Raw genomic sequence first — 13,861 nt, forward strand, 5'->3', positions numbered from 1 at the left:
ACCTTGAGTATAGTATCTTACTTTATTTTCCTTATTGCAATAAAAACCTAGCTTTAATATAATTTCAAAAACCACAAAGGAGAGAAAATGGACTCAAAAATCTTTTTAGAAAATGGTCGTGTTAAAAGCAAAGGTTATGCTATGCTTAGCAAGGATTCTAAATTCACCCCTTTTGAATTTACACGCCATAAAGTAGGCAAAAACGATATTCTAATCGCTATCAAATACGCAGGAATTTGTCATAGTGACATACACACCGCAAGAAGCGAATGGGGCGAAGCAACCTACCCTTGCGTACCTGGCCATGAGATAGCAGGAGAAGTTATCGCGGTGGGGGAAAATGTGAGTAAATTTAAAGTAGGTGATTTTGCTGGGGTTGGGTGCATGGTAAACTCATGCGGAGAGTGCGAAGCATGCAAAAAATCTCAAGAGCAATTTTGTGAAAATGGTAAAACCATCTACACTTATAACTGCAAAGATGTATTTCATGATAATGAAAACACCTATGGAGGCTACTCAAACAACATCGTAGTAAGTGAAAAATTTGCTATCAATGTACCAAAAAATGCTCCACTTGACAAAGTAGCACCTTTACTTTGTGCAGGTATTACTACCTACTCACCGCTTAAATTTTCAAACATCAAAGAAGGCTCAAGCGTAGCCATAGCAGGATTTGGTGGACTTGGTATGATGGCAGTTAAATATGCTGTAAAAATGGGGGCAAAAGTAAGTGTTTTTGCAAGAAATGAAAACAAAAAAGCGCAAGCTCTAGCTATGGGTGTGAGTAATTTTTATACTAGTACAGACAAAAGCGTGGTAAAAGAAAGATTTGACCTCATCATCTCTACCATACCAACCCCTTATGATCCGCTAGCTTATATGGATTTGTTAAAATTTGGTGGTGAAATGGCTATCGTAGGATTACCTCCACATGAAGTAAGTCCTAGCATTAACATCATTCACTTTGTACATAAAGCAGGTAAAAAAGTATATGGCTCGCTTATTGGGGGCATTAAAGAAACTCAAGAAATGCTTGATTTTTCTTTAGAACATGGAATTTATCCTGAAATTGAACTCATCAAGCCAAGTGAGATTGATAAAGCTTATGAAAATCTCACTTCAGGAAAAGCCAAATTCCGCTATGTAATCGATATGAGTGCAGAAAATTAATACTCATCAAAAATCACATCGCTAGTATCAAAACCTCTTTGCTTGGCTATTTCAAGCAAAGAGTTTATTTGCTCTTTTACTAAAATCTCTCTTGATAAAATCCATAAATATTTTTTATCAGGACTACCTACGATAGAAACTTGATAATTTGTATCAATGTAAATAATCTCATAATTTGGTTTGTTAAAAATATTCATAAAAATACTAAACTTAACCGCCAAAGATCTTGGAGATTTTACCCTAGCTTTGCCATTTGCTTGAGAGATTTCTCCATTTTCTTTTGTGCATATATTTTTGACTTTAATTATAGGCGTAGAGCCTTCATACTCTAGCTCATATTCTGCCTTAGCGCTTTTACAAGTTTTTTGAAAAAAAGCAGGCTTTCTAGCCATTTCTAGCCATGTACCCATGTATTTTTCTAATTTTATACCATCTAATAATTCTATCATTTTTCTTCCTTTTGGTTTACCTCACCCCAATCACACATTGCCTGTAAAATAGGAATTAAACTTTGACCTTTTTTAGCAAGGCGGTATTCTACTTTTGGAGGGATTTGTGGGTATTCTTTACGCGTGATTAAATCATCATTTTCAAGCTCTCTTAAAGTATGCGTTAAGGTCTTAAAAGAAATACTCCCAAGATATCTTTTAAGCTCATTATATCTTACAACTTCATAACGAAATAAACAGTACAAAACACTCATCTTATATTTGCCTGAAATCAAAGATAAGGTATAGTTAAACCCGCATTCTGTAAAATCGCACTTTTCTTCCATATACTTTCCTTTAATATAGTATTATGCTTTTTTATATTATAATCCAAAATCATTTTTTATCAAAATGAATACACATTAAAAAGGATTTCGATGGATTTCATCACAAATCTTATCATTGCTGCTATTGTTGGTGGGGCATGCGGGGCTGCACTTCATCTATGGAAAAAGAAAAAAGAAAAAGATAGTAGCGAAAAATAATACGTGAAGCAAAATGCTTCACGTATATCTATACTAATTGTCTATCATTTTTATGATATTTTAAAATACCCTCTGCACAACGATAAGCCAAAGCTCCAACTGTATCAGTAGGATTATATCCGCTATTGTGCTGAAAATTTCCCGCACCCACAACAAAAAGATTATCCATATCCCAATGTTGCAAATAAGTATTAACAACACTTGTTTGAGGATCAGCACCCATAGTAGTTCCACCCGTATTATGTGTAGATTGATAAGGCACTATACTATAATCTTTCAAGTATGCTCCTTTTTTAATCGATCTCACTCCTTGCATTTTTTTAGCTACTTCAGCTGTTTTATCTGTTATAAATTTATGCAAAGCACGATCTTGATCTGTAAAATTATAAGTAAGTCTTACAAGTGGCATTCCAAAAGCATCTTTATAGGTTGGATCCAAACTCAAATAATTGCTTTTGTGTGGTAAAGATGCGCCTTGTCCTCCTACTGTAATAGCTCTTGTAAAATTATAATTTAAAGCTTTTTTAAATTCAGCTCCCCAACTTGGAGTTCCTTTTGGCAGCGGAGCTGATTGGATAGGGCGATTTCCAAGTTGCACACTATAAATCATAGCTCCGTGCAAAAACTTCTCTTTCGAGTGGTCAAAATTATCCCCATTATAATCATCGCAAGTTGTACCTAAAGCACCTGAACCCATATATGTATTAAATTGCTCATCAAAAAACGCTGTTGTTCCCATATTGATTTGATAACAATAGTTTTTACCTAAAGTTCCTTTGCCTGTATTTGGATCATATTGCTCACCTATATCACTTACCATTAAAAGCTTGGCATTATTAAACATATAGCTTGTAAGTACTACAATATCTGCTGGCTGAATATATTCTTTCATAGTCCTTGTATCTACAAACCTAACTCCTGTAGCTTTGCCATCTTTTTTTAGTATTTCTATAACATTACTATGAGTTCTTATAGTATATTTTCCTGTGCTCATAGCTTTAGGTATGACAGTATTAATAGGACTAGCCTTAGCACCATACTCACAACCAAAACGCTCGCAATAAGCACAATATTGACATGGGGCTAGATCTTGACCATCTGGATTAGTATAACCGCCTTTTGAATTAGCCGCAGGTAATCTAAATGGATGTAATTTCATTTCTCTTGCAGCTTTTTCGAAGCGTTTAAGCATTTTAGTGTTTTCTAAAGGTTCTTGCGGATAAGGACTTGCTCTAAACAAACCCATTTTTTCAGCAAGTGGGTTTTCTTCTCCACAAATTCCACAGGTTTTTTCAAACTTATCATAATAAGGTTCCATATCTTTATAGGTTAAACCCCAATCTTGTAAGGTATAATCATTACCTAATTTATTACCATATCTTTCAAAACTTTTTGTTTTAATCTCAAAATCATAAGGTAAAAATCTAAAGGTCCAACCATTCCAATGCACCCCTGCACCGCCAACATTACTTCCAAGTAAAAAAGATCCCATTTTTCTATATGGCAAGGCTAAACCATTAACATTATGGCGAAAAGTTACTGTATCTTTTGAGCAATCTTGCATTAAACCATAGTTAATACCATATCTCCACTCATCGTGAATCATTGCAAAATTTTCCGTAGTTTGCATCATGCCACGCTCTAAGCTCAAGACAGTCAATCCAGCCTTGGTAAGTTCTGCTGCAACTATACCACCTGTCCAACCAGCTCCTACTGTTACCACATCTACTTTTTTTAATACTTCTGCCATAATTTATCCTTCCATGTCAGCTAAGCTCATAGGCTCTATGTCAAAAAACTCATCACTTGTGATCTTGTCAATATAACTCATTTGAGCACCAGGATATTGCATCATTCTCCAACCATTTTTATTATCATTACCACCATAAATTGGATCAGATAAAACTCCAGCTATTGTCATATCCCTTAAAAGAGTAAAAAATTCAGAAGATTTAAATCCTATGAAATCGATTTTATTTTTTTCTAAATCAACTAAAATTTTATCTTGCTCAACTCCTTTTAAAGATGAAAAAGTTTTTTTATAACGCTTTTGAGATATTATTTCCAAAGCTTTAACACCCTCTAAGAAAATCTCATTGCGTTTCATTGGAGTTTGATAACCTTGCTCAGCAATTCCTTCTATAAATGGCCCTTGTAGGTATTCTCTATCATTATAACCATAAGCTGAAGCTAATTGATTATCAATAAAATAAGGCACGCCTAAGCCTATAGCACCATCACCTTGCTCATCTTTTGGATAAATTCTCTCACATGCTGCACTTAGATTATCAAAATCAGTCTGCACTTGAAAAAACATTTTTCCTCTTATTTTATTTGAACCTCCTTGTGTTTTCTTGTGCGCATGAGTTAATTCTGCAGCATGCAATATAGCTCCACCACTCATAGCGCTAGCAGCAACCACACCACCACCCAAAAGACTTAATTTAAAAAAATTTCTACGATCGATGACATTATCTTGCATATTTTCCTCCTTTTTGTTGACAATATCAACTTATATTCATTCTATTCCTTGCTTTTTTAATATAGTCTTAAATAAAAAAAATAATACAATTTTTGTATTATTTTTAAAAAATCAATCATAAAAAGTAACATATTTGTTTTACACTTTCTTATAGTATAGTATCTTACATAAATTTCAGTATTGAAATAAAATTATAGTTAAATTATAATTTCAAAAAAATGCAAAAGGATAGAATATGCAAAAAGTATTATTATTAAACGGTGCAAAAGACTTTGGACACTCTAAAGGAAGATTAAACACGAGCTTGCATGAGCTTGCACTTAAAACCTTAAAAGATCTTGGTTTGCAAATCCAGCAAACACATATAGATCAAGGTTATAACACAAACGATGAGGTAGAAAAAATTCTAAACGCTGATGTTTTGATTTGGCAAATGCCTGGTTGGTGGATGGGAGAACCTTGGATAGTGAAAAAATACATTGATGATGTTTTCACAGCAGGACATGGAGTGTTTTATAAAAACGATGGTAGAAGTCATAATGAACCTACTAAAAATTATGGCACAGGCGGGCTTTTAAAAAATAAAAAATACATGCTTTCGCTAACTTGGAATGCTCCAATACAAGCCTTTGATGATAAAAATGAATTTTTTAATGGAGCTGGGGTTGATGGAGTGTATTTACACTTTCACAAAGCACATGAGTTCTTAGGTATGAGTGCCTTACCTACTTTCATAGCCAATGATGTAATCAAAAATCCTCAAGTACAAGAGTATTTCACAAACTACAAAGCGCACTTAGAAAAAATTTTTAAAGCTTAGAAATTTGGGATTTGATGCTAGAAATCATTGATTTTTTAGCCTCAAATTCATTTTTTAAATTCAGAACAATCTGTCTTTTAGCTTCAATAAAATCAACAAAGCTTTGCATATAATTTTTGTAAATTTTTAAAACTACGGGCTTATTTAAAAGTAAATCTTCAAATTCATATACATTAAGCTCGGTTAACACCCTTTGATGCACTTCACTTGCTTTTGGATGATACAAGCTAAACTCGGTGCTATCAAGCTCGTAAAATTCTTTACTCGCATTCATTTTAGTGCTAAAAAATCCCAAAGTAAGTTTAGTAGCACTTTCATAATTTGCCAAAGCTTTTAGATTAAGCTTTTCTAAAAATAAATCAAGTTCAAGTTGGCTTTTAAATAATAATTGCTTAAAATCTTTTAAAAAAAACTCCTCACTAGCACTAGCAAAGCTTCTAAAACTAGCAAATTCTTTTTCACTTTCTAAGGCATTTTCTTTTTGTAAATTTGAAAATTGAGCTTTAAAAAGTAAAATTTGATCTTCTAAATGAGTAAAAAATAAGGAAAAATCATCTTTGATTTGACTAAATTCTAAAGCAATTTCATTTTTTAATCTTTTAAATTCTTTATTCATTGCCTCAGAGTTATAAAACATAGCCAAAAACGCATCATCACTTGAAAGATATGGTGCTTTATAAGCAACTTTTTCATAAAGATTTTTCTTAAATAAGCCCTTAGCTTCTTTATAATAACTACTATCTTTTTCTTTGATAAATTTTAAGATTTCTTGAGCGATTTTTTCTCCAACAAGTTTTAATTTATCCAAACAATTATGATTTAAAATTTTGATTTTTTGCTCTAGCTTGCTTACTTTGAAAGTTTGCAAAATAGTATTAAATTTAAGTTCTAATTGCTCTAGTGCATTTTGAAATAAATCATATTGATTTGACAAAAGTTCGCATAGATTACTAAGTTTTTCTTTAATAAAATCTTTTTTAATACGCTCATAATCAAGTTCTTTTAAATACTCATAAAGCAAAGGTAAATTTGACTTTTGCAAATCAAATTTTGCTTCTTTGCATGAAATTGCGATGATTTTTTCAAAATACTTATCAAAAACTAAATGCGCATAATTTAAAACATTTTCTAACTCATCTTGGCTTAACTTGTCTTTTTGATTTAGCACGCAAATCCCACCACGCTCTAAAAGCTTAGTATTTGCTTTTATAGCATCTTCTTCACTTTTTTTACCTGCATTATCAATCAAACTAAGCCAAATAGCACTATGCATAAAAGAAAGCTCTTTAAAAGTAGTTAGCGTGTCGGTGGTGTTTGCATTTAAACCTGGGGTATCTATAAGCGCGATATTCTTTAAAAGCTCAATAGGCGCAAAAAGGTGCAAACTTTTAGTTTCCTTTAGCTTATTTCTTTGATCGCTAAATTTAGAAAGCTCGTCTATATCTACAATCTCATCACTACCATCTTCATATTCAACTCTTAAAAAATACTCCTTAGCATAACGTAAAAAAGTAGGCTTAAAAGTCACTGGCACCACACCTGTTGGCAAGCATTCTTTTTGTAAAATCAAATTTAAAAGCGTGGATTTACCGCTAGAAAATTGCCCTATAATGGCCACATTAATAGCTCTTTTATAGCTAGCTATAATCATCTCAAGATCTTTTAAAAAGACATCATTTAAATGCAAACTTGGCTCTAAAAATGCATTTTTAATCGCTAAAATTTTTCCTTCAAAACTATCATCAAAACTTTTACAATAAGCATCTTCATAAGCTTTTAAAAAATCATTAATCAAATCATTTTGCATTTAAAAGCTCCGTTTTTAAAGTCTTTAAACTTTGTAATTTTGCATTATTTTTTTCTAAAAGCTCTTTGGAGTTTTGTTCATTTTGTTCTATTTGTAAAATCAAGTCTTTTAAATCTTTGATTTGCTCTTCTTGTTCTTTTTCGTATAAATTTAAACTAAGCTCTAAATTAGTAAAAAATTCTTGATTATTTTTTAAATCTAGGGCGATTTTTTCTATATTAAATGTTTGTAATTTTTTCAAAATTTGATTTTCTAAAGAACTTTCTAGTTTATAAATATCTTGAGCAAACTCTAAATTTTTTAAAAGTTCCGCTTTTAATGTTATAAAAAGATCATTAGTGAAAATGCTTTCTATTTTTGCTTCAACCTTGCTTTTAAAATCATCACAATTTTGCTCTAAAATAGCTTTTAAAAAATCATATTTCACACTTAGAGTGTTTTTAAGCTCATTAATTTTATACTCACTTTGCTGTTTTAATTCTCTTAAAAGATCAAAAATTCCATCTTTTAAAGTCGTATCGATGATAGTATTTAGTCTTTGAGTGTTGTTTTTAATTTTATTATTTTGATTATATTTTAGCTCATCTATAAGTTTTTCTTTTAATTTCTTAGCTAGTAAATACAAAAGCGTTAAAATTTCTTGAGTATTTTCATCTTTTGTGCTAAAAATAGCACTTAGCTCTGCTTTTACTTGCATTAATTTTTCTTTTTTTGCTTTAAAATCATTGATAATAGTTTGATTTTGCTTATCAAGTTCAAAGCTTTCATAATTTAGCATTTTATTAGAAAATTTAATTTTTTCTTCTATTTTTTCTAAATGTAATAATAATTCTTTTTTATAAGCACTTAGAGCAATTTTGTTTTTATCATATAAGCTTTTAACTATAAGTTCTTCTAGTGTTAAAATATTACTTTGTTCTAAATTTCCACCTTTTTTTTGATAAAAATCATTAGCTAGTTTTGAAGAAATACACACAAAATCTACATTATCTAATAATTCTTGGTCAAGCTGCTTTTGTGCTAAATTTTCTTTGAGTTTATTTTTAGTATAGCTAATTACTTCTTGCAAGTCCTTTTGACTAAGTAAATCAGCTTTAGTAAGCACAATCAAAAGCTTACTTACTCTTGAAGTTAGCAAACATTCTATAATAAAATCACAATCTTTTTGACTAAGACTTTGAGAAGCATTCATAAGGTGGATTAAAAAGTCAGCTTTGCTTATATAATCTTTTGTTAAAAGCTCTCTTTGGATAATAACATCATCAAGTCCTGGAGTATCAACTATACAAACATTATCTTTTAAAAAATCAAGCGATGAAAAAAGCTCTATTTTTTTAATAAGTGCTGAAATTTTGTTTTTTGCACTAGTGTAATTTTTTAATTCTTCAATTTTTATTTCTATATTTTTATTTTCTTTTTTGATATATTCATTTAGATTAAAATTTTGTTCTAATTGTTTTATAAGCTCTTGCATATCTTGATTATCTTTAGAGCTTTTTAAAATATCTTGCCATTCTTCATCATTCCAAAAATATATCTTAGCTTTTTGTTCTTTGCCATATTTTAAAATGCTCAAATTTGCAGTTTCAGGCACGTTAGATACACCTAAAAAATCTTTTTTTAAAAGCGCATTTAGCATACTTGATTTACCTGCATTTACCACGCCCGTTACTGCGATAGAAAAATCAATATTACTAAATTTAACCAAAGCTTCTTGTAAGAGTTTTTGAGCTTTTTCATCTTCGCAAAGCTCTTGTAAGTTTTGATTAATGAGATCTAGTGTTTGATGTGAGTTTTTAACTTCTTGCTTGTAATCTTTTTGAATAATTTTTTGCCTAGATACAAAAGCATAAATTAAAGTATTATCAGTGATTTTTTGAAGTTTTTCCAAGGCTTTTAAAAGCTCGTTTTTATCTAAAATTCCTAAATTTAAAGCATTAATAAAACAAACTTGCGCATATTGAATACCATAAAGATCTAAGCGTAAATTTAAATTTTTCATCAAACTTTTAAATTCATTTAAAGCGCTAAATCTTTCATAATTATCAAGATTAGTACTTAAAAGAATTGCTGCTTTTTGAACATCAATCAAACTTTCATCAAAAAGTGTATTTGTGTCAAGATAAACACTATGATTTTGCCAAATTTGTTTTAGTAAGGTTTTAAGAGCCCCCTTTTCTTGGGGGCTAGAATTATTTGTTTCTTTGAGCGACAAGCTGTCTTCTCATATAAGCGATTTTACTTTGTAAAGGTAGTTCTTTTGGACAATTATCTTCACATGCAAGTAAAGACATACATCCAAATACACCATCATCATCGCCCACTAATTCATAAAAATCTTCTATGGTTCTGTGATCATGTGGATCTTGTAAATATCTAGCTGTTCTTAAAAGCCCAGTAGCTGCGATAAAGTCAGGTCTCATTAGCTTAGTTGCACAAGAAGCAACACAAATTCCACACTCTATACAACGATCAAGTTCAAAAGTCTCATCAGCAACTTCTGGCTCAATACGCTCTTCAAGTTTAGAAATATCTGTTTCTTTTTCATTATGCACCCAGCTTTCAACGCGTTTACACATACCATCAAACCACTCACCTGTATTAACACTTAAGTCTTTTATGTGTCTAAATGCAGGTAAAGGCATAAGCTCTATAACGCCATCTGGATAGTCTTTTGTTAATGTTTTACAAGCAAGTTTTGGCTTACCATTGATCATCATAGCACAGCTTCCACAAATCCCTGCTCTACATACAAAGTCAAAACTCAAATCCGCATCCATTTTTTCTCTGATTTGAGTTAAGCACACAAAAATCGTCATAAATGGAGTTTCTTCAAGCTCATAAGTAACAAAATGAGGCTTAGAAATTTTACTTAATGGATTATATTTAAATGCTCTTATTGTTAATTTTCTACTCATAATCAACTCCTATTCTTTGATTTGGTGCTTTAAATTTAGCTTGTAATTCATAAGGCATTAAAGCATGTTGAATTTCATATCTACCTTTGCCCTCTGCTTCCATTTTTTCACGGATTGCATCAACTTCAGCTTGGCGTTTTTCGCTTAATGGATTTTCAATGATATTTCCTTTAGCACCATAACCTCTAAATGCAGGTGGGATTTCCATTTTCATAATGTCAAGATCTTCATACTCAACTCTAGGCATACTTTCACCTTCTACCCAGTAAGTATTTGTTCTTTTCATCCAATTTAAGTCATCTCTTTTTGGATAATCTTCTCTATAATGAGCCCCACGACTTTCTGTTCTTAAAAGCGCACCATAAGCAACACATAAAGCAATTTTTAGCATTCTTGGAACCCTGTAAGCTTCTTCAAGCTCTGGATTTGCACATTTTAATTCTTTATCATGTACTTTTAAATCAAGTGATTTTTGGTATAACTCTTCAAGCTCTTTAACCGCTTCTTCAAGACCTTGGCCTGTTCTAAAGATAGCTACTTTTTCCCACATAATGTCTTTCATTCTATTTTTGATTTCAAATACATCATGTTTTCCTTCTTTACTTACAAGAGATTTTAAGTAATCATACTCTTTAGAAAGGAAAGATTTAACGATATTTGTATCAATATCATTACCATTTTCTTTACAATATTGTGCAAAATAATCTCCCACGATCATACCTGCAACAACAGTTTCTGAACATGAATTTCCACCCAAGCGATTAAATCCGTGCATATCCCAGCAAGCTGCTTCACCACACGCAAAAAGACCATTTAGCCATTGACTTTCGCCGGTTGGCTTAGTTCTAATACCACCCATTGAGTAATGTTGCATAGGTAAAACTGGCGCCCAACCTTTTGGACCCTCATCAGCAGGATCAATACCATTAAATGTCTTACAAATATCTTGAACATCGCGAAGATTTTTTTCAACATGAGCACGACCAAGGATAGAAATATCAAGCCATAAATGATCCCCATAAGGGCTTTTTACACCTTTTCCTTTTCTAATATGCTCCATCATTCTACGACTTACAACGTCCCTACTTGCAAGTTCTTTTTTCTCAGGCTCATAATCAGGCATAAAGCGGTAGCCATCAACATCTCTTAAGATACCACCATCACCTCTACAACCTTCAGTTAGTAAGATACCACTTGGTACGATTGGAGTTGGGTGAAATTGCACTGCTTCCATATTTGAAAGTCTGCAAAGTCCAGTTTCAAGTGCAATAGCAGCGCCTGTACCTTCACAAATAACAGCATTTGTAGTTTGTTTATAAATTCTACCATAACCACCTGTTGCAATCATAGTTCCTCTAGCAACATAAGCAATTAATTCTCCATTAGTTAAATCTCTCGCAATAGCCCCTAGACATTTTTTACCATCATGGATAATTCTTACTGCTTCCATTCTATCGATGATTTTAACTTGATGTTTAATCGCTTCATTTGCCACACCATATAGCATACAGTGTCCTGTTGCATCAGCGATATAACATGTTCTCCATTTTTTAGTACCACCAAAGTCTCTTGCGTTTATAAGACCATGTGCTTCTTCTTTTTCTTCAATGGTAGTTTTTTGAGCATTGATAACTACAGTTCTAGGTCCTTTTGTAACCCTAGTCCAAGGCACACCCCAAGCAGCAAGCTCACGCACAGCTTTTGGAGCAGTTTGCGCAAACATTCTTGCAACTTCTTGATCACAGCCCCAGTCAGATCCTTTTACTGTATCAGCAAAATGCACATCTTCATTATCTCCCTCACCTTTAACGCTATTTCCTAAACTCGCTTGCATACCACCTTGTACAGCAGCTGAGTGAGATCTTTTAACTGGACAAATACTTAATAAAGTTACACTTTGACCACTTTTTGCAACTTCAATAGCAGCTCTTAAACCTGCAAGACCACCACCGATAACTAAAGCATCACTATATTGTATGTTCATATTTAGCTCCATCATAAGTTTTTACTATTTGCGCTACAGAGTTGTTTTGGTAATTATTAAAGCCTATTTTTGCAAAAGCAGCTAAGCTTAATACACCCAAAACTAAGAAGAAAATACTAATAAACCATTTTGCTTTTTTAAGTTTTTTACGACTTTCTTTTGCATCTTTACCTTCAAACCAACCCCATTTTACACATAATCTATAAAGACCAATACTACCATGCAACTCAACACAGATTAATAAGGCAATGTAAAATAACCACATAAAATGGCTCACTACTCTATCACCTGACATATCAGCACTGATTTTATCTGCATTAGTAATGATAAAAATTAAGTGCGCAGAACCCAAGAAAAACATTACAAAACCAGTTGCAGCTTGAACCCACCATAAAGAAGAATCACCATGATTCATATATTTTAAGTGTGTTCTACAAAGTTGGTATTGTCTGAAATTAATAGGAAATTTTCTCATTGCAAGACCCGCATGCACAAAGAAAATAACCAAAACACAGGCAGCCAAGAAAGAAGTGATGTAGCTCATCATAGGGCTATTAATGATAAATTTTAGTTCTAAAAAGTGAACCACTGAATCAAAAAAATCATCACTAACCAAAATGGTAGAAACGAACAACATATGTGCCCACATAAACAAGCCTAAAATTAAGCCTGTCGCACTTTGAATATAGTCAAGTTTTGCTGGCATTTTGCTTTTTTTGCCATCAATACTCTTGCCTAAAAAACCTTCAATGAGTTGGCTCATATTTACTCCTTTTAAAAGTTGATAAGTTTTAATATCGGAGCAATTATAGAACTTTTATTCTTAAAATAAATAAAAATTTATAAATTTTTTTAATATTTCTTAAATAAAAAGATAAAAATAGTCCTAATAAAAACATTAATAAGCTTAATATCTGACCCATACTCATACCAAAAGCCACAAAGCCTATGCCAAAATCAGGCTCTCTAAAAAACTCGCATACAAAGCGCGCTAGAGCATACAAAATCGTATAATAAGCAATCAATTCTCCATTGTATTTTTTATATTTTTTTATTAGTAATAAAATAGCAAAAACTACAAAACCTTCTAAAAATGCCTCATAAAGCTGCGATGGATGACGCAATATCCCATCTACATAAATACCCCAAGGCACTTCTGTAGCTCTACCAAATAACTCTTGATTTAAAAAATTTCCAATACGACCAAAAATATATCCACATGGCACACTAATAGCAACTAAATCTAAATATTTCCATAAATTTTGCTTATTTTTTTTACAAAAAGCATAAGTTGCTATTAAAAATCCCACAACAGCTCCATGGTAACTCATACCTCTAATCCCTACAAATTCTCCATTATAAAAGGGATTAAAAATTTGCCAAGGGTGAGTAAGATACCATAAAGTATGCGCATCATAAATTAAAATATAACCCAATCTTGCACCTAAAATTACACCAATTTCTACCCATATAAAATAGCTATCAAGCATAGCTTTTGAAATTCCCATATTATCTTTAATTGCATAGTATTTTGCGACCATTAAAGCAACAAGCAAAGCTAACACATACATAATACCATACCAATGCACTTTTAAACCAAAAATTTCAAAAGCTACCACATCAAAATTTGCATAAATATTTTGCCAAAATTCCATAAAAAGCCCTTATTATAAAACATATAATATAGCAAAAAATTGTTATAATTAT

The 13,861-nt window shown here is 31.8% G+C and carries 12 protein-coding genes; 2 read left to right on the forward strand and 10 right to left on the reverse strand.

From position 1 onward, the window contains the following. Positions 1 to 87 precede the first annotated feature (87 nt). Positions 88 to 1,170 carry an NAD(P)-dependent alcohol dehydrogenase gene (locus L8U00_RS04315; RefSeq protein WP_220516190.1) on the forward strand — a complete coding sequence of 361 codons (1,083 nt, stop codon included), beginning with the start codon at positions 88 to 90 and terminating at the stop codon, positions 1,168 to 1,170. Here L8U00_RS04315 and L8U00_RS04320 read toward each other — a convergent pair. From L8U00_RS04320 to L8U00_RS04335, 4 genes are all read right to left on the reverse strand, one after another. Next, a complete protein-coding gene (locus tag L8U00_RS04320; protein WP_263708623.1) occupies positions 1,167 to 1,619 on the reverse strand; it encodes a lipocalin family protein in 453 nt (150 codons plus the stop codon). The two genes, L8U00_RS04315 and L8U00_RS04320, sit on opposite strands and share 4 nt — an antisense overlap. Continuing rightward, positions 1,616 to 1,945 carry a MarR family transcription factor RrpA gene (gene rrpA / locus L8U00_RS04325; protein WP_263708624.1) on the reverse strand — a complete coding sequence of 110 codons (330 nt, stop codon included), beginning with the start codon at positions 1,943 to 1,945 and terminating at the stop codon, positions 1,616 to 1,618. Before rrpA ends, L8U00_RS04320 begins: the two co-directional genes overlap by 4 nt. A gap of 226 nt (positions 1,946 to 2,171) precedes the next feature. Next, a complete protein-coding gene (locus L8U00_RS04330; protein ID WP_263708625.1) occupies positions 2,172 to 3,893 on the reverse strand; it encodes a GMC family oxidoreductase in 1,722 nt (573 codons plus the stop codon). Between the two features lie 3 nt (positions 3,894 to 3,896). Further along, complete coding sequence (locus L8U00_RS04335; protein WP_263682688.1) at positions 3,897 to 4,625, reverse strand: gluconate 2-dehydrogenase subunit 3 family protein; 729 nt, start codon at positions 4,623 to 4,625, stop codon at positions 3,897 to 3,899. A 235-nt stretch (positions 4,626 to 4,860) separates the two neighbouring features. Between L8U00_RS04335 and L8U00_RS04340 the strand changes: the two genes are divergently transcribed. Next, on the forward strand, positions 4,861 to 5,445 hold the full coding sequence (locus tag L8U00_RS04340) for an NAD(P)H-dependent oxidoreductase (protein ID WP_263708626.1): 585 nt from the start codon (positions 4,861 to 4,863) through the stop codon (positions 5,443 to 5,445). On the opposite strand, the gene L8U00_RS04345 is transcribed toward L8U00_RS04340, so the two are convergent. The 6 genes from L8U00_RS04345 to lgt are packed head-to-tail and all read right to left on the reverse strand — an operon-like array spanning position 5,435 to position 13,809. Continuing rightward, a complete protein-coding gene (locus L8U00_RS04345) occupies positions 5,435 to 7,252 on the reverse strand; it encodes a dynamin family protein (RefSeq protein WP_263708627.1) in 1,818 nt (605 codons plus the stop codon). The two genes, L8U00_RS04340 and L8U00_RS04345, sit on opposite strands and share 11 nt — an antisense overlap. Beyond that, positions 7,242 to 9,467, reverse strand: coding sequence for a dynamin family protein (locus L8U00_RS04350; RefSeq protein ID WP_263708628.1), 2,226 nt, complete (start codon positions 9,465 to 9,467; stop codon positions 7,242 to 7,244). The genes L8U00_RS04345 and L8U00_RS04350 overlap by 11 nt, the downstream gene beginning before the upstream one ends. Next, positions 9,445 to 10,170, reverse strand: coding sequence for a fumarate reductase iron-sulfur subunit (locus L8U00_RS04355; protein WP_012661078.1), 726 nt, complete (start codon positions 10,168 to 10,170; stop codon positions 9,445 to 9,447). The genes L8U00_RS04350 and L8U00_RS04355 overlap by 23 nt, the downstream gene beginning before the upstream one ends. Continuing rightward, the gene (locus L8U00_RS04360) at positions 10,163 to 12,154 is read right to left on the reverse strand and encodes a fumarate reductase flavoprotein subunit (protein ID WP_066007209.1); all 1,992 of its coding nucleotides are present in this window, start codon (positions 12,152 to 12,154) and stop codon (positions 10,163 to 10,165) included. The genes L8U00_RS04355 and L8U00_RS04360 overlap by 8 nt, the downstream gene beginning before the upstream one ends. Next, positions 12,138 to 12,917 carry a fumarate reductase cytochrome b subunit gene (locus tag L8U00_RS04365; protein WP_012661076.1) on the reverse strand — a complete coding sequence of 260 codons (780 nt, stop codon included), beginning with the start codon at positions 12,915 to 12,917 and terminating at the stop codon, positions 12,138 to 12,140. Before L8U00_RS04365 ends, L8U00_RS04360 begins: the two co-directional genes overlap by 17 nt. Positions 12,918 to 12,960: 43 nt before the next feature. After that, a complete protein-coding gene (gene lgt / locus L8U00_RS04370) occupies positions 12,961 to 13,809 on the reverse strand; it encodes a prolipoprotein diacylglyceryl transferase (protein WP_263708629.1) in 849 nt (282 codons plus the stop codon). Positions 13,810 to 13,861 lie beyond the last annotated feature (52 nt).

Origin of the sequence: Campylobacter sp. IFREMER_LSEM_CL2256, assembly GCF_025771645.1 — a bacterium.
In the GTDB taxonomy this organism is placed as follows: Bacteria; Campylobacterota; Campylobacteria; order Campylobacterales; family Campylobacteraceae; genus Campylobacter_D.

Coding starts and splice junctions, on each gene's coding strand:
- L8U00_RS04315 (WP_220516190.1), top strand. CDS start 88: ATGGACTCAAAAATCTTTTTAGAAAATGGTCGTGTTAAAAGCAAAGGT.
- L8U00_RS04320 (WP_263708623.1), bottom strand. CDS start 1,619: ATGATAGAATTATTAGATGGTATAAAATTAGAAAAATACATGGGTACA.
- rrpA (WP_263708624.1), bottom strand. CDS start 1,945: ATGGAAGAAAAGTGCGATTTTACAGAATGCGGGTTTAACTATACCTTA.
- L8U00_RS04330 (WP_263708625.1), bottom strand. CDS start 3,893: ATGGCAGAAGTATTAAAAAAAGTAGATGTGGTAACAGTAGGAGCTGGT.
- L8U00_RS04335 (WP_263682688.1), bottom strand. CDS start 4,625: ATGCAAGATAATGTCATCGATCGTAGAAATTTTTTTAAATTAAGTCTT.
- L8U00_RS04340 (WP_263708626.1), top strand. CDS start 4,861: ATGCAAAAAGTATTATTATTAAACGGTGCAAAAGACTTTGGACACTCT.
- L8U00_RS04345 (WP_263708627.1), bottom strand. CDS start 7,252: ATGCAAAATGATTTGATTAATGATTTTTTAAAAGCTTATGAAGATGCT.
- L8U00_RS04355 (WP_012661078.1), bottom strand. CDS start 10,170: ATGAGTAGAAAATTAACAATAAGAGCATTTAAATATAATCCATTAAGT.
- L8U00_RS04360 (WP_066007209.1), bottom strand. CDS start 12,154: ATGAACATACAATATAGTGATGCTTTAGTTATCGGTGGTGGTCTTGCA.
- L8U00_RS04365 (WP_012661076.1), bottom strand. CDS start 12,917: ATGAGCCAACTCATTGAAGGTTTTTTAGGCAAGAGTATTGATGGCAAA.
- lgt (WP_263708629.1), bottom strand. CDS start 13,809: ATGGAATTTTGGCAAAATATTTATGCAAATTTTGATGTGGTAGCTTTT.